This window comes from Romboutsia weinsteinii, assembly GCF_002250835.2.
Taxonomy (GTDB): Bacteria; Bacillota; Clostridia; order Peptostreptococcales; family Peptostreptococcaceae; genus Romboutsia_A; species Romboutsia_A weinsteinii.
The window spans coordinates 36,060-56,306 of record NZ_NOJY02000016.1 but is presented as its reverse complement, the minus strand read 5'-3'; the positions used below and the strand labels follow the sequence as shown (position 1 = coordinate 56,306).

Annotated in this window: 16 protein-coding genes; 13 read left to right on the top strand and 3 right to left on the bottom strand. The window is 28.6% G+C overall.

What is annotated here, in order from left to right:
- Nucleotides 1-9: 9 nt before the first annotated feature.
- Nucleotides 10-1,266: a TraB/GumN family protein gene (locus tag CHL78_RS10825; RefSeq protein ID WP_147295813.1), complete on the bottom strand. Its 1,257-nt coding sequence runs from the start codon at nucleotides 1,264-1,266 to the stop codon at nucleotides 10-12.
- Nucleotides 1,267-1,577: 311 nt separating this feature from the next.
- On the opposite strand from CHL78_RS10825, the gene CHL78_RS10820 reads away from it, so the two are divergent.
- The 3 genes from CHL78_RS10820 (at nucleotide 1,578) to cplR (ending at nucleotide 5,208) form a co-directional block, all read left to right on the top strand.
- Nucleotides 1,578-2,243: a Type 1 glutamine amidotransferase-like domain-containing protein gene (locus CHL78_RS10820; protein ID WP_094367424.1), complete on the top strand. Its 666-nt coding sequence runs from the start codon at nucleotides 1,578-1,580 to the stop codon at nucleotides 2,241-2,243.
- Nucleotides 2,244-2,389: 146 nt separating this feature from the next.
- Nucleotides 2,390-3,172, top strand: coding sequence for a class I SAM-dependent methyltransferase (locus CHL78_RS10815; protein ID WP_158540682.1), 783 nt, complete (start codon nucleotides 2,390-2,392; stop codon nucleotides 3,170-3,172).
- Between the two features lie 389 nt (nucleotides 3,173-3,561).
- A complete protein-coding gene (gene cplR, locus CHL78_RS10810) occupies nucleotides 3,562-5,208 on the top strand; it encodes an ABC-F type ribosomal protection protein CplR (RefSeq protein ID WP_094367422.1) in 1,647 nt (548 codons plus the stop codon).
- Between the two features lie 264 nt (nucleotides 5,209-5,472).
- Here cplR and CHL78_RS10805 read toward each other — a convergent pair whose 3' ends face one another.
- On the bottom strand, nucleotides 5,473-6,819 hold the full coding sequence (locus CHL78_RS10805; protein ID WP_094367421.1) for an MATE family efflux transporter: 1,347 nt from the start codon (nucleotides 6,817-6,819) through the stop codon (nucleotides 5,473-5,475).
- 161 nt (nucleotides 6,820-6,980) lie between these two features.
- Nucleotides 6,981-8,330 carry a sodium-dependent transporter gene (locus CHL78_RS10800; RefSeq protein WP_094367420.1) on the bottom strand — a complete coding sequence of 450 codons (1,350 nt, stop codon included), beginning with the start codon at nucleotides 8,328-8,330 and terminating at the stop codon, nucleotides 6,981-6,983.
- Between the two features lie 843 nt (nucleotides 8,331-9,173).
- Here CHL78_RS10800 and CHL78_RS10795 point away from each other — a divergent pair.
- The 10 genes from CHL78_RS10795 (at nucleotide 9,174) to CHL78_RS10750 (ending at nucleotide 20,163) form a co-directional block, all read left to right on the top strand.
- Nucleotides 9,174-10,706 carry a phosphoenolpyruvate carboxykinase (ATP) gene (locus CHL78_RS10795; RefSeq protein WP_094367419.1) on the top strand — a complete coding sequence of 511 codons (1,533 nt, stop codon included), beginning with the start codon at nucleotides 9,174-9,176 and terminating at the stop codon, nucleotides 10,704-10,706.
- Between the two features lie 294 nt (nucleotides 10,707-11,000).
- Nucleotides 11,001-12,158: an ABC transporter ATP-binding protein gene (locus tag CHL78_RS10790; protein WP_094367418.1), complete on the top strand. Its 1,158-nt coding sequence runs from the start codon at nucleotides 11,001-11,003 to the stop codon at nucleotides 12,156-12,158.
- A 1-nt stretch (nucleotide 12,159) separates the two neighbouring features.
- Nucleotides 12,160-13,119, top strand: a complete 960-nt coding sequence (locus CHL78_RS10785) for an ABC transporter permease (protein WP_094367417.1) — start codon at nucleotides 12,160-12,162, stop codon at nucleotides 13,117-13,119.
- Between the two features lie 21 nt (nucleotides 13,120-13,140).
- Nucleotides 13,141-14,829 (top strand): extracellular solute-binding protein, encoded by a 1,689-nt coding sequence (locus CHL78_RS10780; RefSeq protein ID WP_094367416.1) that lies wholly within the window; start codon nucleotides 13,141-13,143, stop codon nucleotides 14,827-14,829.
- A gap of 65 nt (nucleotides 14,830-14,894) precedes the next feature.
- Nucleotides 14,895-15,794 (top strand): carbohydrate ABC transporter permease, encoded by a 900-nt coding sequence (locus tag CHL78_RS10775; protein WP_094367415.1) that lies wholly within the window; start codon nucleotides 14,895-14,897, stop codon nucleotides 15,792-15,794.
- A gap of 24 nt (nucleotides 15,795-15,818) precedes the next feature.
- Nucleotides 15,819-16,706 carry a metallophosphoesterase family protein gene (locus CHL78_RS10770; protein ID WP_094367414.1) on the top strand — a complete coding sequence of 296 codons (888 nt, stop codon included), beginning with the start codon at nucleotides 15,819-15,821 and terminating at the stop codon, nucleotides 16,704-16,706.
- Nucleotides 16,684-18,042, top strand: a complete 1,359-nt coding sequence (locus CHL78_RS10765) for an MATE family efflux transporter (protein WP_094367413.1) — start codon at nucleotides 16,684-16,686, stop codon at nucleotides 18,040-18,042. The genes CHL78_RS10770 and CHL78_RS10765 overlap by 23 nt, the downstream gene beginning before the upstream one ends.
- 18 nt (nucleotides 18,043-18,060) lie before the next feature.
- Nucleotides 18,061-18,717: a YesL family protein gene (locus CHL78_RS10760; protein WP_094367412.1), complete on the top strand. Its 657-nt coding sequence runs from the start codon at nucleotides 18,061-18,063 to the stop codon at nucleotides 18,715-18,717.
- 50 nt (nucleotides 18,718-18,767) lie between these two features.
- Nucleotides 18,768-19,253 (top strand): DUF6669 family protein, encoded by a 486-nt coding sequence (locus CHL78_RS10755; RefSeq protein ID WP_094367411.1) that lies wholly within the window; start codon nucleotides 18,768-18,770, stop codon nucleotides 19,251-19,253.
- Nucleotides 19,246-20,163 carry a CehA/McbA family metallohydrolase gene (locus CHL78_RS10750; protein ID WP_094367410.1) on the top strand — a complete coding sequence of 306 codons (918 nt, stop codon included), beginning with the start codon at nucleotides 19,246-19,248 and terminating at the stop codon, nucleotides 20,161-20,163. Before CHL78_RS10755 ends, CHL78_RS10750 begins: the two co-directional genes overlap by 8 nt.
- The last annotated feature ends 84 nt before the right edge of the window (nucleotides 20,164-20,247 follow it).

Here is a 20,247-nt window from a genome sequence, read left to right as displayed (position 1 = left end):
CCCTATATTTTATAAATCTAATGGCTTCGAAGCCTTGGATTCATTGATTATTATTAGATAGTCAAAGTAATCGGTAGTGACTTTATCCTTATTATCTGGAGATGAAGAGTTATACCAAATTAGTTTGTCGTTGAATGGTGAGCCTACACTATTTAGCTTAAAGATAATAGCATTATTTTTACCTTTAGTAATATAGTTAGTAAATAGTTTACTGTCCACATTTGATACAGTGGATTCCCTGTAGTTTGGATTGCTGTTACTTGGCTTATCCATATATTTTGAATCATTATATGCGTACATAATAGATAATATCTTATCTTCAAACTCACTATCTTGATTAAGTAAATATGCAAAGCACTCTATATTTCCATCTTGTGTAGAGGTTTCTTGATTTATATGGAAACCACCCCATTGACCATAGTACTTACCTTTAGGTAAATAGTTGTAAAGTACTTTGAAATTATCGTATATTTTAGGTTCTCTTATCAAGGTGAAATTATCATCGTTTTCATAGGCATTTATTCTAGCAATTATATTTTCTATTACTAATTTAAATCCAACATAATCTTCTTTAAGGTAATCTTTGTACTTATCTTCACTTCTAATTATATCATTGAGAAGATTGTTACAAATTTCTTTTACTTTAGTTGAGTCTTGAGTTTTACTTGGATTGATTTGTTCTAAAAATCTGTATAGATCCTGAGGAACTTGATCTTTATTTTTGTTAATTACTTCTGATAGATATTTTATAGTTGTTGCAGGAGCATGCTCTATATCTATACCTATTATTTTAATACGATCCTTACTAGATAAAGTTTTATTAAACTCATAAAGATCTTTTATAAAATTATATGCATCTTCATTATAAGTAAAAGTTCCCTTTGTAGCTTTGAAACATTCATCTAAAATACTTTCATCACCGGATTCTAGATATTTATTAAAAAAATAAGACTCAGAGTATTGTGTTTCCATTAGATAGTACTTTATATCTATTTCTTTTTTTAGATATTTTACCAATTTTATATTAAGCGGTCTATTTGATGCTATTGCATGATTTTCTCCAGTTAATATTAATTCTTTATTACCAATATCATCCTGTAGAAGATTAAGGTCTGACAAATTGTCTACATCTTGTAAGTTTATCTCTGAATAGTTTTTTTCAAGATAAGATGATTCTACATCTACGGTATTTGAACTAGTGCAACCTGAGGTTATAAGACAGGTAGTTGTAATTAGAGCAAAAATACTTTTAAATATCAATTTCAAAAATCCCCCTATGTAAATGTCATAATAGTATTCTATTTGATTTAAAAACAAATAGCTTTATATAAGTTAAATTGTATATAATATTATGAAATATATCAATATTACAATGATAGAATTCACAATATTTATTATATTTAATTATATATTTAAAATTTATAGTAATATTAAATGAAATTAATTTAGATATTATGAGCATATTAAAATATAAAGTAATAAATAATTATTTTATAAATATCAATAACAATATTAAGTTCATATTATTATAAGTAAGATAGTTATTTATAAATCTGCTAAATAAGGATGAGGGCATAATGGTAAATATTTTACTTAGTTTGTATAATTTTGATAGTGACTGGTGCTATGATACTTTAAAGGATATTATTAAGTCTAACTATAAGGTATTGATAGCTCCGTTATCCTACCATGAAGAATGGTTAAAAGACAATTATGATTGGTACAATACCTTTAACCCAAATAATGGAAGTCATTATAAAGATATTGTATCTCCATTCTTATCTTATGGGATAACAGAAGATAATATATATTGGATAAATCAGTTTGAGGATAGTAGAGAAATTATTTTAGATAAGATTGAAAGTAGCGATATAATATTTTTTACTGGTGGATACCCAGATAAGATGATGGATAGGTTTATTAACTACGGTTTAGTAAAAGCACTTGAAAATTACAAAGGAATTATGATTGGTAGTAGTGCTGGTGCAATGGTTCAAATAGCGGATTATCACATAAGTCAAGACCATGACTATGATGAGTTTTCTTATAACAAGGGGTTAAATATTATCAAAGACTTTGATATTGAGGTACACTATGAAGATTCTATAATTCAAAATGAAAGTATACGTAGATGTATTAAAGAAAGAGGAAAGCCTATATACTCTATTGAAAATGAAGGGGCAGTATTAGTAATAGATGGTAAGGCGACTATGCTAGGAAAAGTAAAGAAATGGTTATATTGATAAAGATAAAGATAACTTTATTTAAGGAGTCGGAAAACTCGACCTGTAGATTTAAGAAATAACTAAAGCTAATACAAAGGTAAATTAAGTGTAGATATAGAATATACAGGTTTATAGAATACGAGTAATTAAAAGGGGGAGTAATATTGAGGTATAAAGAGCAAGTAAATAGTTACTATAAAGATTACGATGAAGAGAATAGATTAATAAAGGATAATTCACACAGTATTGAGTTTATTACAACTACACACTATTTAAATAAATATATAGACAAAGAAAGTAAAATATTAGAATTAGGGGCAGCTACAGGAAGATATTCATTTTATTATAGTAAAAATGGATGTAGTGTTACAGCAGTAGAATTGTGTGACAAACACATTGAAATCATGAGAGAAAAAACAACGAATAATGAAATAGAGATAATTCACGGAGATGCTTTAGATTTAAGTGAGTTTAGTGATGACTCATTTGATGTAGTCTTGTGCCTAGGTCCAATATACCATCTTACGAAACCTGAAGATAGGGATAGATGCATTAAAGAGTCATTAAGAGTTTTAAAACCAGGTGGATTGTTTGCAATTGCATATATTAGTAGATTTGCTACTTTTGCTAATATGATTAATAGAAATAAAGAAAATATTAATGATATAGGACTTAGAAATATTGCTAAAACTGGGATAGAGTTTGGAGATGATAGAGATTGTTTCTATCATTCAACATATGATGAAATAGAATATTTAATGAATATTAATGGCATAGAAAGAGTTAAACACATAGGAAGTGATGGTATATCAGACATTCTTAGATTAAGAGTAAATGAATTTACAAAGGAAGAGTTTGATCTATGGATGAAGTATCACCTAGATACTTGTGAAAATAAAAGCTTAATTGGATATAGTCAACACGGTCTATTTATTGGTAAAAAGTAAGTTTATTTAATTTCTTTCTAAAATCGTAAATTCACCAAAAGATAAGAATGCTATTTTATGAACTGATTACTGCGATATAATCTATTATCGCAGTATTGTACATAACTTATAAATAAAAATTGTAGATACTTTTAACAAAATCGCATATAATATAAGCATATTGAAGAAAGGGTATGGTAATTAAGAACATGAAGAGATAATTTACTTTTTAATAATTTAACGTATTATAAATTTAAAAAATCCTATTTTGATGGATTTATTTGTGATACTTAAATTAAGGAGAGTAGATTATAGTGCGTGTTTTTAATTATCGTACCCTTTTTGTGTACAAAATTATTGAGCAAATGAATGCTCTCCTTATATTTAAGTAAGTATAGGGAGGAATATATATGGCAATAGCGAGTATAGATAGATTTAAAAAATACTATGGAGATAGATTGATATTAAATATAGAAAAATTTGAAATAGGAGAAAATGAAAAAATTGGGCTTGTTGGAGCAAATGGAACTGGTAAGACAACATTGATAAAGTCACTTATTAAAGAAATTGAACCTGATGAAGGAAGTATTTATTTAACAGATAGTTATTCTTATATAAGTCAAGGTGAAAATAATGAAAAATTATGTGTAAATAGCAAGGTTAAGAGCCTACTAAGTGTACCTGATGAATATAGGGAACATCTATCTGGTGGAGAAAAAGTAAAGATAAGAATAGCTAATGCTCTGAAAGAAAAGAAGAAGCTTATTATTGCAGATGAGCCCACATCAAATTTAGATATAGGAAGTATAAAAACTTTAGAAGAGATGCTTGAAAGTCATGAAGGTGCATTATTACTAGTATCTCACGATAGAGAATTTTTAGATAAGCTTTGCAGTACTATTGTTGAGATAGAAGATAGCAGACTCAAAGTGTACAAAGGAAACTATACAAATTATATTAATCTAAAAAGAGAAAATATAAAAAGGGAAGAGTTTGAGTATACACAATATGTAAATGAAAAGAAGAGGTTAGAAAAAGCTGTAGCACAAAAAGCTCAAAAAAGAGATAGCATAAAAAGACCACCTAAAAGAATGGGTAATTCTGAAGCTAGATTACACAAGATGGGTGGGCAAAAAGCTAAGAAAAACCTAGATGAAAATATAAAGGCTATGAAGACAAGAATTGAAAAATTAGAAGTTAAAGAAAAGCCAAAGAATATAGCTCAAATTAAGATAAAAATTAAAGATGGAATGGAAATTGTGAGTAAAAATTTAGTAGAGGTAAAAGATCTCACTCTAAAAATACAAGATAGAATACTTCTTGATAATATCTCTTTTAAAATAAAAAGAGATAAAAAGATAGCTCTTATAGGAACAAATGGCTGTGGAAAGACTATGTTACTTAAAGATATAATTAAAAATAATAATGAAAGTATTAAGATAAATAATAAAGTTAAGATAGGATACTTTGATCAAAATCAAAATATATTAGATTCAGATAAAAGCATATTGCAAAATATTAAAGAGGATTCGTCTTTTGATGAAACTTTTATAAGAATAAATTTAAATTTATTTGGATTTAAGGGAGACAGTGTATATAAGAAGGTAGATAATCTAAGTGGTGGTGAAAAAGTAAAGGTTGCACTATGTAAGATTATTTTAGAAGATAATAATTTATTAATTTTAGATGAACCTACAAATTACTTAGATATTGTTGCTATAGAAGCATTAGAAGAAGCTTTGAAAAATGTTGATAAGACAATCCTTATGGTTTCTCATGATATAGCATTTGTTTCGAATATCTGTGATTATATTATTGACTTAAAGGATAAAAAGCTATTTGAATTTAACGGATCTTATGAAAAGTATGTAGATAGCAAAAAAGAAGTTAAGCTAACTAGTAAAGAGAGAATTGATAAAGAAAATATTATGATTCTAGAAAATAAGTTAAGTTATACTATTTCTTTACTGTCTATAGAAAATGATGAGAAGAAAAAAGAGCAATATGAAAAAGAGTATAATAACATCTTAAAAGAAATTAAAGAAGCTAAGCAATAGATATAGTATTATATATTTGTAAACTTGATACAAAACAATTAAAAAAACTGGTAGAAGAAAATATCTCCTGCCAGTTTATAATATCTATTTTATTTTAATATGTAGACAAGTAGATTCTGGGAAAATCTACTTGTCAGTTCTACATCAAATAGACTAATGGATAATGGTATTAGTTTTTTTCTTGTAGATATTTATATTATAACATAGAAAAAAGAAGATGTCATGATTTATAGAATATTTATGAAACTTATTCGAACGAATGATCTATATTGAATACTCTGGTAAGTCTGACATACTATTTATTGTCTTAGTGTAGCTTAGCATTAAAGGTACAGCAGCTGCTATCCATGCTGCAGGACCAGCTAAACATATTCCAGTAAATCCAATTAATACAGGTAGAGTAAATGCAACTAAAGTTCTAGCTACAAGTTCTGCAAATCCAGCCATCATAGGCATAAATGTATATCCCATACCTTGAAGGGCATTTCTGTATATAAATATTAAACTAAGTGGTATAAAGAAGTATGCAATAACATCTAAATATTTTTTAGCATAATCTATAACTACTGAATCAGTATTAGAGACAAACATATAGATAAATGATTTGCCAAATATTATTATTATGAAAGCTGCTACTATTCCTATAACTATATTTATCATAGTGCATTTCTTAACACCTTCTCTTATTCTGTTTATATTACCAGCTCCAAGATTTTGACCACAGTAAGTTGCCATAGTGACACCAAATGTTACACTAGGTTGCATAACAAGTTGTTCAACCTTAGATGCAGCTGTAAATGCAGCAACAGCAGTTGATCCAAATGCATTGACGGCACCTTGTAAAATCACGGCACCTATTGCAGTAATAGAAAACTGAAGTGCCATTGGGATACCTATTCTTAGATGTTGCTTAAAGTATGAAGTATCAAATTTAAAATGTTTTTTTTCAAGTTTTAATATTGGGAACTTTTTAGCAGTATACATTAAACATAAAAGTCCAGAAACCCCTTGAGAGATAACCGTTGCATAGGCAGCTCCTGCTACACCCATCTTAAAATTAATTATAAATACTAAATCTAAGATAACATTTAAAATAGATGAAACGATTAAAAAGTATAGTGGAGTCTTGCTATCACCAAGTGCACGTAAGATACCTGACATCATATTATAGAAAAATGTTGCAGAAGTACCTGCAAATATTACTGTAGTATATGCTATTGCATCATTTATAATATCATCTGGAGTATCTATAAGATGTAATATTGGTTTAGCTAAAGATACACTTACTATTGTAACTATAATTGCCATAATAATTGATAGTATTGCTGCACTACCAACAGCTTTTTTTATGCCTTCCTCATCGTTAGCACCAAATTTCTGAGATACCAATACGGAAAAGCCCGAAGTTAAACCTAATACAAATCCTATAATCAAAAATGTCATTGAACCCGTTGACCCAACAGCCGCTAGTGATTTTACCCCCAAAAATCTTCCAACTATTATAGTGTCGACCATGCTGTAAAACTGTTGAAAGATATTTCCGATTAATAATGGAATAGAAAAAAATAGAATTAATTTTACTGGATTTCCAGTAGTCATGTCCTTAGTCATAAATTCCCCCCTTATTTATAAAAAATTATTTATTACATTAGAGTAACACCGTTTATTTGGCTACACAATAATTTATGTAAAAAAAATTATAATGTACACAAAAATATTCCTTAGATAAAACATTAGTGTTTTTTCTAAGGAATATAACTACTAGAAAAATTTTAGCCTATGCCACCGTAAACTGTACCAAGTATAGTTACAGCAATAGTTACTAATACAAATACATACTTACCAAATACTATAAATCCATTATTTATTCTTTTCTTACATCCTTTATTAATCTCATTTAAAATAGTATCTTTATCTATCATGTAGAAGAATACTACAGCAACTATTAAAGCTCCAATAGGAGATACAATTATAGTAATAAGGTTAGTAAAGTTATCAAAGGCAATCATATTTGTTGCAAGAGGTATTGCTAATACAAAGCAAATAAGACCTATAAATAAAGAAGCTTTTTTTCTACTAATATTAATTGAAGAAATAACTGCTTCAACAATACCTTCAAGCATGTTAACAGATGAAGAAATAGCAGCAAATATTATGCTTAAGAAGAATAATATGCTTAGAATATCTCCGTAAGGCATTGATTTAAATATAGTAGGTACAGTTATAAATAAAAGTGATGGACCTGCAGTTACATCAAGATTAAAAGCAAATACTGCAGGTATTATCATAAATGATGCAACTAAGGCAGCTATTGTATCAAATAAAGCAGTACTAAATGCAGATGAAGGTATATCAAATTTCTCATTTATGTAACTTCCGTAAACAACCATACCACATCCATTAAGTGATACAGTAAAGAATGCTTGACCTAAAGCCATTATCCAAGTTTCACCATTTAGTAGATGTTCCCATCTAGGCTTTAATAGGTACTCAACACCAGCCATAGAACCTTCTAAGCTTAATGATTTAATAGTTAATACTATAAATAATACTAATAATAAGGGCATTATAACTTTATTTAAATTTTCAATTCCTTTACTAACACCAAGACCAACAACACTTAAAGTAATAAGTACAGATAATAAAAACCACGGTATAGTAGAGCTAGTTCCAGCAAAAGCATCAAAGTAAGTAGTAGTATTAATTGCACCTAACTCTCCAGTAACGCTTAAGAAGAAGTACTTTAAAATCCAACCTATAACTATAGAGTAGAACATAAATACACCAGCTAATCCTAGTGTAGGGATAATACCAACTACAGATCCACCTTTTATATTTCTACCTTTAAAAACTTGTTTTATAGCACTAAATGAACCCGATTTAAACATTCTACCAAAAGTAAATTCAGTAATTAGTCCAGTACTACCAAGTACAAATACAAATAAGAAGTATGGTATTAAAAATGCTGCACCACCGTATTTACCAAGCTTGTAAGAAAACATCCATATGTTTCCTAAACCCAAAGCAGCACCTACACAAGATACTATAAATCCAAATTTATTTGAAAAAACATCTCTCTTATTTAATTTTTGCGAATTTGACGCAAGACTTTCATTGTTCATAATTGTTCCTCCTAAGATTAAAATATATAAAAAAGCCACATAGGTATACACTATGTGGCTTACAATTTGCCTAGGATTATAAAAAGCCACATAGTATTATCTACATGGCTAAATTTATTCATTATAAATATAACCACCATAGATACAAATTTTTTACGATTTGCATCTATGATAGTATTGTTATCTCATAAATACAAACCTTTATCTATAATAGCTATAATAATAGTTATTTAATTTTACTAAGTTAAAGGCTGCACACATTATCATTTTATTATCTCCCTAATTTCTAAATTTTGTAAAAATTATTAATATAGAAATTATTATATATACAAAACAAATAAAAAGCAAGTAAAAAATAAAATAATTTCTGTAAATAAAAAAAGTCGATCATCAGCCGACTTTTTTTATTACTAAATACTTTGACTTGAAAAGTAAAAAACATAAGAGTTCGAAAATGAAAATCATTTTCTATAAAAATAGTATATATTATAATTTATTATTTATCAAGTAAAAATAACAACCATAGATATTTACATTATTTAGGAAATAGAATATAGATATTGTCTATTAAAGTAAGGTTAATGATAGAGTAATCATAGTATGAATAATTTAAATACATATATACAACTAGTATAGTAAAAGTAATAGTATATTTTGATGTAAAATAAAATTATATTTGAATAAAAATTATAAATAGATATTGACCAAATTTTGTATTTGTTATACTCTAAGGTGATAAAAGTATATAAAATTAAAAAAAATACAAAAAATAATAGCTTTTTTAATTTATTGTGTTACACTATATATTGTAAACAACACACTAATTAATATATGGGGGTCTTTATGTACACTATAAATAATATAAATGATGAACTATTCAAAGGAGTAATAGTAAATCCAACTAAGGAAGAATTAAAAAGTTTGGCGAGTAATGTGGAGATAACAACTGAGTTTAAAAGTCCAAGCTATAAAAGTGAAGTTAAAAATAGGAGTGCTAAAAACACTTATATTGTTGATGAAATAGAAGTAGGGGTAGATCAAAGTGAGATAAGTAAAACTAAAGCTGATGAAATTGCAGAGAAAGTTTTTAAATATTTAAAAGAAAAAGAAATGATAAGAGTAGATAGAAAAATGGGTATGAACGAAAAGTTTTCATACAATTGCAGACTATACATATCAAAAGATTATGCAAGAATAGCATACATGTGGAACAATACATTATTTGATCCAATAGATACAGAAAATCCTGATCTTATAAGCATATATGTGCCAGAATGGCCAGAGAGAATAATGTTTGCTTATCCAGAAAGTGGAGTAACATTTATCTTAGGTAGTGATTATTTCGGTGAATCTAAAAAATCTTTCTTAAGAATGGCAATGTATAAAGTAAAGCAAGAAGGTGGATTAGGCTTCCACGCAGGGAGTAAGGTTCTTAGAGTATATGATAAAGATAGAAACTTAAAAGATGTAGGGTTTATAATGTTTGGATTAAGTGGAACAGGGAAGACTACTTTAACAATACATGATCATGAGTTAATAGGGGAAGAAAAATCTATAGTAAGACAAGATGATGTTATATTTATGGATGAGAATGGATATTGCGCAGGTAGTGAAAATGGATTTTATATAAAGACAGAAGGTCTAAATAAAGAGCAACAAGGTGTATTATATCAAGCAGCTACTGCTGAAAATGCTATACTTGAAAATATTATGGTAAAAGAAGATTCTACAGTAGATTTTTATGATACTACTATTACTTCAAATGCAAGAGGAATTGTATTAAGAGAAGAAATAGAAAATACTGATGATACAGTAGATTTAGAAAAAGCTAATAAGATAATATTTATAACTAGAAGAAAAGATATAGTTCCACCAGTTGTAAAGTTAAGTCCACATCAAGCACTTGATGCTTTTATGCTAGGTGAATCTATAGAGACTTCAGCAGGAGATCCTACTAAAGCAGGTCAATCTAAAAGATGTGTTGGAACTAATCCATTTATAATGGGTTCAGAGATTGAAGAAGGATTAAAACTTAGAGAAATATTAAAGAATAACCCAGATATGGAATGTTTTATATTAAATACAGGAAGTGTTGGAGCTAAAACAGGATTTGATGGGGAGAAATTAACTATAAATGTTTCTACCACTATAATGAAAGAGATAGCTAGAGATAATATTGAGTGGACTAAAGATCAAGAGTGGGGATATTTAGTTCCAAAATCAGTATGTGGTATAGATATAGAAAAGTACAATCCAAGAAGTTTCTACACTTCTGATGAGTATGCGGCTATTGCTAGCAAATTAAGATTAGAAAGAGAAGAATGGCTAAATAAATACGAAGATGAAGTTGAAAAAGAAATAGCTGTTAGTTTATAAGATATAAACTATAGTGAAAGTTATGAAATTTAATAATTAGAAAAAGAAAGGTTAGATTCTTTATGAGTTTAACCTTTCTTTTTTTATATAATTAACGAGTTTTATGCGAATTTGCTATTTAATAGTTAAATTTACTTAACCAAAAAACAAATATTTAACTAATTCTAAATCTAATCTTAACTTTTCCATAATATGGATTTAATAAAAGATGGATAAAATTTAATTAAAGAATGAGAAAATGAATACTAAAAATTGTTTTAATCATTCAAAATTTAATAATCTATGGGGGAGCATATGGCAAAAATTGAAATTAAACATTTATTCAAGGACTATGTACCAGGGATTCACTCAGTATCGGATGTTAATATGGTAATTGAGGATGAAGAGTTCATAGTTTTGGTTGGACCATCAGGGTGCGGAAAATCTACAACTTTGAGAATGATTGCAGGTCTAGAGGATATTACTTCAGGGGAGATTTTAATAGATAAAAAGGTGATTAATAATCTACATCCTAAAGATAGAGATATAGCAATGGTGTTTCAAAACTATGCTCTTTATCCTCATATGTCAGTGTATGAGAATATGGCATTTGGACTTAAAATGAAAAAAATCACTAAAGAAGAAATGGATAAGAGGGTAAAAGAAGCTGCTGATATACTTGGACTTACAGAACTGCTACAAAGAAAACCAAAGGAACTATCAGGTGGTCAAAGGCAAAGAGTAGCACTTGGACGTGCTATAGTACGTGATGCAAAAGTATTTCTAATGGATGAACCATTATCTAATCTAGATGCTAGGTTAAGATTTCAAACAAGAGCAGAAATTACAAAGTTACATAAGAAGTTAAAAACAACAATGATCTATGTAACTCATGATCAAACAGAAGCAATGACTATGGCAAGTAGAATAGTAGTTATGAAAGATGGATTTGTACAGCAAATAGGAACACCAAAAGAAATTTATCTTAAACCATATAATTATTTTGTAGGTAAATTTATGGGGTCTCCATCTATGAATTTTATAAAGATGGACTTAAGAAAATATGGTGTTGCTCTTGGAAATAGAGTATTTGATATACCTTGTGAAATAGTAAGATATTTAGAGGAAAAAGGATACATGGGTAGAGAGATAATGGTTGGGATAAGACCGGAGCATATTTATTTGGCAGAGGAAAATAACATTAAAAATGAGGAATATAAATTTGATACATATGTTGATATAGCAGAACTTACAGGCTCAGAGACGTTAGTACACTTTACACTAGGCAATGAATCATTAATAGCAAAACTTAATACTATGGAAGACTTTACACCGGGTCAAGATATAAGTTTAGTATTTGATTTTGATAAAATTCATTTCTTTGATATAGACTCACAGCTAAGAATAGAGCTAGACACAGAGGTGAAAAGTAAAAAACAAAATACTAAGAAGCTAGCAAAAAAGGGGGCATAAAATGCAGCAATCCATTGTGGCTTATGATATAGAGAAATACTTTAATCCTACAAAGCCAAAAATTATCCAACAAATAAAACAGCATAAAGTTTTTTACTTTATGTTAATGCCATGCATTTTATTCTTTTTTATATTTTCGTATATACCAATGTCAGGTATGGTACTAGCTTTTAAGGAGTACGGATTTAATACAGGTTTATTTGGAGGAGAGTTTGTAGGACTAAAATATTTTAAACAGTTCTTTGAAGACCCAAGAAGTATGCTATATATAAAAAACACTTTAATTATTAGTTCTCTTAAGTTATTTGTTTATTTACCATTTCCTATAATGCTAGCGCTTATGTTTAATGAGATAAAAAGTCCAAAGTTAAGAAGCACCTTTCAAAGTATTTCATATTTACCATACTTTTTATCATGGGTAGTAGTAGTAGGGTTAGCAGAAAGAGTGCTTGCACCGAATACTGGACTTTTGAATCAAGCTATAACATCTATGGGGGGAGATGGAAGTACATTTTTCTTAATGGAGGAAGATACTTTTTTCCCAATAGTATTTTTAAGCTATCTATGGAAAAACATTGGTTGGGATTCGATAATATATTTCTCCGCAATCGTTGCAATATCACCATCACTATATGAAGCAGCATCAATTGATGGTGCAAATAGGTTAAGACAAATTGCTAATATTACGATACCTGGTATTAGTTCAACTATTATTATTTTATTTATATTATCAATAGGAAGTATATTATCGGCTGGATTTGATCAAATATATTTATTACAAACACCAGGAAATGCCAACTTAGCTGAAACAATAGACACATACATAGTTAGAACAGGTCTTTTAGGAGGACAATTTGGATACGCGACAGCTATTGGACTTATGCAAGGGGCTATAGGCTTAGTATTAACTGTTATAGTTAATAAGATTTCAAGTAAAAAATTCGGAACATCTTTATGGTAAAACAAGTCTAAGGGGGACAATATGAAATTTAAAAAGATAGCAAAATTAGTAACAGTATTTATGCTTTGTACATCTATAGTTACAGGATGCTCAAGTAACAAAAGTAGCGAAAAGCCAGCAGATGCACCGGATACTTGGATAGCAGATAGAACTATTAAAGGATTAATTTTTCAATCAGCAAATGATGCATCAGTTGATATGAATCCTGAGATACAAAAATATATAAAAGAAAGAACAGGTATAACATTAGAGCTAGAGGGAATAACAGCTGAAGATTCTCAAGGAGCATTATCTTCTGGTCTTGCAGCAGGTAATTTACCTGATTTTATAGCATTTTATTTAAATAATAGTGGTAGAGAAGAAATGCAGATGTTATTAAAGGCAGCTAATGAAGGACAGTTTACAGACTTAAAACCATTTATGGAGAACTCAAAGACTTACTCAAAATACCTAGATAAGGATTACCTTCCTGCAGATACTAGAGATAATATAATGTTTAGAGATGACTGGGATGGTTCATCGTATCTTATGCATATGTCAATAAATAGAACTCCTGCACAAGTTAATAGAGCGTATATAGGAGGAACTTATATAAAAAAATCTATAACTGATGATTTAGGTATAGATCCTGCTTCAATTACAACAACAGACCAATTATATGATTTGGCTAAGAAGATAAAAGAAAAAGGATATAAGGATGACAATGGAGCACCAATAACTGCAATAGGTCCAACCGCTTGGGGAGGATCAGATAGGGATTTTTTATACAATGATTTAGTATGGTCAGGAGATAGTTCAGAGAAATTTTTTAAAGATAAGGATGGTAATATAAAACACGAAGCTCAAACTGAGTACGGAATGAAAAGAGTAGAATACGTTCAAAAACTTATAAAAGAAGGTATAATGCATCCGGAATTTTACACTATGAATGAAACAAGAGCTAAAGAAGGAGTAGTCAATGGTTCATTTGGAATAGTTGCAGATATGCATAACTTCTTACCTGAAAATAATGATATGGAATATATACCTTTAGGACCAATAAGTAGGGTAGATGGAAGCAATAATATGGTACTGTCATATAAATCTGGTTATGCTGGATGGGCAATACCATCTACAACTAAGGATGCTGAAGAAGTATTTAAGTTTGCTGATTGGTTAGCATCTGAAGAAGGAAAGCGACTATACTTCTATGGACTAGAAGGAAGAGACTATGATCTTGATGAAAACGGAAATCCAGTAGTAAAAAAAGAAGTGATTGAGTTAAAAGAGAAGAAACCTGAAGAAGCGAAAAAGCTTGGTTTTAGAGGGGTAGGTTCTTATTGGGGAGAGCATCTAGGATATACAGATCTTGATAATCAAGAAGACTTTGGTGAAGCAGAATGGGGACAATCAGTTAAAGAGGAAGATACATCGGCAGCAACTAAAATAATAGAAATGTATGATTATGACAAGAAAGTGAAGGAAGCTTCAGTTATAGATGGTATGACTCCTAAATCATTTTTGTATGAATTTGATGGAGGCAAGGGTGATCTTGAAGCAGCTTTAACTAGATATAATGAGGATTTAGAACGTGCATATTATGCAAAATCATCATCAGAAGCAAAAAAGATACTAGATGATTCTCTTAAAAACTTAGAGAAAAATGGACTATCTAAGTTCTGTGAATTCTTAAAAGAAAAAGAAGCAAGCGGGGTAACTATAAAGTACTAATAAAACAACCTAACTATTATAATTTACTATAGTAGTTAGGTTTATCTTAACAAAGGAGAGTTAAAATGACTAAAAGTATGGAAAGCTCTAAAGCATCAAAAGTAATAAATACTACACTAATTGTTATTTTATGTTTATCTATAATACTACCATTCATGCATATATTGGCACTATCTCTTAATTCAGGGGTAGATGCACAAAGGGGGGGAATCACACTACTTCCAAGAGCATTGACAATAGATAACTATATTGAGGTATTTAAACAAGACAATTTATTAAATGGTTTATTTATTTCAGTATTTAGAACAGTACTTGGAACTACATTTGGTGTAGGGCTTATGTCAATGGCAGCTTATGCCCTTACAATAAAAACACTTCCTGGAAGAAAGTATATTTCATTTTTCATTTTCTTTACTATGTTATTTAGTGGAGGGACAATACCATATTATCTTGTTCTTAACAAGTTAGGATTGACAGAAAGTATATGGGTATACATAATTCCAACATTATACAGTGTAACTAATATACTTTTACTAAGAACTTCTTTTAATCAGTTACCAAGTAGTGTAATTGAAGCTGCAAGAATAGATGGGTATGGTGAATTTAATATATTCACAAAAATAGTATTACCAATGAGTAAACCAGTACTCGCTACAATAACACTATTTACTGCTGTTGGTCATTGGAATGATTGGTATGCAGGTACATTTTTTGTAAGAAGTGCAAAGTTAAAACCTTTAGCTACCATACTTCAAGAAATGCTTACTAGACAAAATGCACTAGCAGATATATTGCTAAAATCATCAGGAGAACAGGCATATACCATGTTAGAAAAAATAAGTATTACAGGAGAAAGTTTGCAAATGGCTACCATTATTATAGTAATACTTCCTATAGTAATAATGTATCCATTTATACAAAAGTACTTTGTGCAAGGTATAACAGTGGGTTCAATAAAAGAATAAATTTTGATTAAACTGGGGGATATAATGAAATTAAAATACAATGAAAATAATACTTTTAGAATTATACAAATGACAGATTTACATATAGGTTCATTACCTCATCATGAAGATGATTATAAAACCTTCGATTTGATAGACAAAGCTATTTCTAAATTAAATCCAGATTTGGTTGTTATTACAGGTGACTTAATTTGGACAGATGGAGTACCTGCACCAGCAAAAATATTTATTGAACTTATGGAAAGGATAAATAAACATGCTGTTCCCGTTGCCATTGCTTATGGTAATCATGATTCTGAGATGAGTGTAAGTAGATGTGATTTGAGGGTAATGGAGAGATTACTTGATAATCTAGTAGAGAAAAAACATACATTTATATTTGAAGAAAAGGAAAGTTATTGTGTTGAGATATTTAATAAATCTGGAGAAAACCTAGAAAATGTATTATATTTATTTGATTCAGGATGGTACCCAAAACTTGATATCGGAACTTATGATTGGATACAGCCACAACAAATAAACTGGTTTAGGAGTACATCAGAGACATATATGAGAGATTGTGGGAAAAGAGATTTAGTATTTATGCACATACCTATACCTGAATATTGGGAAGCTGCAAAAAATATAATATCGGGAGAATGTAATGAAACAAATGATATGATATCTGCACCTTATATAAATACAGGATTATTCTCAGCTCTGTATATAAATAAACAAATTGATGCAATGTTTTGTGGGCATGATCATGACAATAACTTTTTGGGAATGCATCATGGTATTAAACTCGGTTATGGAAATGTTACAGGATATCAATGTTATGGAGATTTACCAAGAGGTGTACGTGTTATAGATTTAGACATAAACGATGATTATAAAATGGAGACAATGAATGTTGAAGACAATAACTTATAACAAACTAGAAAAAGAAAATGAGTTAAGATTTATACATATATTCATACCCATATTAGTAGAGCAAGTATTTCAAACTTTAATAGGAAATGTTGATATCCTACTACTTAGCCAGTACTCAGATGATGCAGTTGCAGCTGTAGGTCTTTCTAATCAAATTATAGTAATAGGAACTATGATACTTGGGGTTGTTGCAATAGGAGCTGTAATTTTATTAACTCAACTATTGGGTAGTAATAAAAATGAAAAAATAAAACTTGTGATAGGAAGTTCAATATACTTGAATCTGGTTATTTCTTTTATAATATTTATGGTATTACTTTTATTTGGGAAACACTTTCTAAGTTTTATTAAAACGCCAGAAATATTATTAGAAAAAGGATATAGCTATTTAAAAATAGTTGGATTTAGTTTGATATTTCAAGGTATAATGACTAGCTTTGCTTCAATATTTAGAAGCTTTGCCATTGTAGGACCTATAATGAAAATATCAATAATAATAAATATTATAAATCTTATAGGAAGCTCAATAGTTATATTAACTCCTGTTACATTACTTGGAAAAGGTATAGAGGGTGTAGCAAATGCTACTTTACTTTCCAGAATTATAGGAGCAATCATATATATTTATTTATTCTTAAAGTTATTTAAAGAATATAAGTCAAGTATTATAAATCCAAAGATAGATTTAGACTGCTTAAAATCAATCTTTAAGCTAGGATTGCCTTCAGGTATGGAGAGTATATCTTATAATATATCACAAGTTATGCTAACTGCTATAATAGCTGGATTTGGAACGGCTGTAGTTACTTCAAAAATATATGCGCAAACTACTACATCATTTATATTTACAGTATCATCTGCTATATCATTAGCAGTACCAGTTATCGTAGGAAGGCTAATTGGTAGAGGATTAAAAGAAGAGGCATCAGAATATGGAATAAATGTCTTATACAAAGGGGTTATTGCAATATTTATAATTAGTATAAGTATTGTGCCATTTTATAGACCTATAATTTCCTTATTTACAAATGATAAAAGTATAATAGGAATAGCAATAAGTTTGATAATATTAAGTATACTTTTAGAACCTGCAAGGGCAGCAAATTCTATATTAATAGCACAATTAAATTCAGCTGGAGATGTTAGATTCCCAGTGATTACGGGTATGGTTGTTACATATTTTTTAACTATTCCAATGAGTTTTATCGTAGGTGTAGTGCTTGGATATGGAATTTGTGGTGTATGGGTAGTTTCAATTATAGATGAATGGATACGAGCAACGCTATTTTATATTAGATGGAAAAAAGGTAATTGGAAAAAAATAGACATTACTTAATTAAAAAGAGGAGATAAAATGGAAAGTATATATGGTGGTTTAAATAAAGTTTATATTTGGATATATAGATTAATGATAGCAAATATATTGTGGATATATTTTAGCTTCTACGGACTTTTAGTTGCGGGTATTTTCCCATCTACATGTGCAATGTTTGCAATATGTCGTAAGTGGATAAGAAAAGAAGATTTTAATATATATGATACTTATAAATACTATTTTAAAAAGGATTTTATAAATGCGAATATATTAGGATGGATAATGTTAGCTATAGTAGTAGTTCTTACTTTAGACTATATTTACTTTTCGTCAATTAGTACAAGTTATTCATTGTACATATCTTATTTATTTATATTATTAATGATATTTAGTATAATAGCCTCTCTAGTTATGTATTCAATTTATAACCACTATGAGATGAGCATAAAAGACAATGTAAAATATACAATATTATATCCATTCTCAAACTTATTAATATCATTATTGCTCCTGATAGGATTATGCTTGATAGTGTATGTTTTATATATAGTAATGCCAGTATTAAGTTTATTTCTTGGAACAAGCCTTCCAATATTATATATTGTACTAATAACAAATATTAGTTTGAATGTAATAACAAATATTAGTTTGAATGTAATAACAAAAAAGCAAATACAACTTCAATATCAATATTAATACCTAAAACAAGGTTTACTTTACATATATAAATAGGGGGAATTAAGAAATTGGAAGATATTTATAGAGTAGAAGGTATGTTAAATAGAAGCTTCGTAGGACATATTTCATACACTGTATGCTTAGAGAAAGTATATGAAAATATTAAAATAGATTTCTCTTTTGATAAGCAAATTGTAAATGAGATTACAGATGAAATAAAAAAAGCTATGATAATAGATTATACTAATGACCATAAAGATGAATTAGTTGATGAGCCAAGTGAGGAAAAATTTAAAGAGGGTGCTAAGCACATGAAAACAGAGATTCATATATCAGCATTTTTAAATGATAGATTTATAGGGGGGATACATCGCCAATTGACAGATAGGAGTATATATATAAGTAGTAAAGAATCTACCAATGGAGCTATTTGCCAAGATAATATACAAGGAGTTTTAAAAGTTAATATTATGGTATTTAACGTAATATATGACAATACACAATATAAACTTAATGTAAGTGGAGATGTATTAAAAGGAGCAGATTATGTTTAAAAGATATGAACTTCACAATCATACAAGTGAATCTGACGGAAATATATCTGTAAGTGAGCTTATTAACTATATGGTAGAGGAGAATGTTGATGGCGTAGCAATTACAGATCATAATACAATTTCAGGTCATGATAAAGCATTTAAAGTAATTAGAGAAAATAATATTAATATAGATTTAATATATGGAGTTGAACTTACAACCTACTACGGACATATACTATGCCTAAACCTACAAGAATATATAAACTGGGAGAATATAAATAAAAATAAACCAGAAATAATTTTTAAACAAATTAGAGATAAGGGAGGATTAGTAGGTATAGCACATCCATTTTCCAAGGGGTATCCATACGCAAAAGGATGCAGATGGGAAATGAAAATTAATGATTACTCAATGATAGATTTTATAGAGATTTTTAATAATCCAGAGCCTATAGAAGTTAATGAAAAAGCATTAGAGCTATGGGAAGAATTAGTACTAGATGGATATAAGATATCTATGACAACAGGTATGGATTTACATGGAAGGGCGAGTATGGAAAACTGCTTTCGTACTTATATAAAAGTTAATGAAAAAGAATTTAGTAAAGATGAACTTTATATGGCTATTAAAAATGGACAAACTTTTATAACAAAGGAAAATATATTGGAAGCATATATCAATCAAAAAGCTAATAGTTATTATATTAGTTTTAATTTTCATGAAAACAATAAAAAACTAATAAGTACTGAATATATATTAGAAATAAAAAGAAAAGGTCAAAAGATTATTACGAAATATACAAAAGGACTGATTATAGAGTTAAAACATGGAATAAACAAGGGTGATAGTATTATTGTGAAGTTATATGAAAAAGAAGTAAATATCAATAACTTATTAGCAATTGCACCTGTAATATATGTAAACTAAAAATTAAAAATATTAATAAGGCTATACTTATAAGTATAGCCTTATTAATAAAGATTATATTAATAAGTATATCTTCTATAAAAC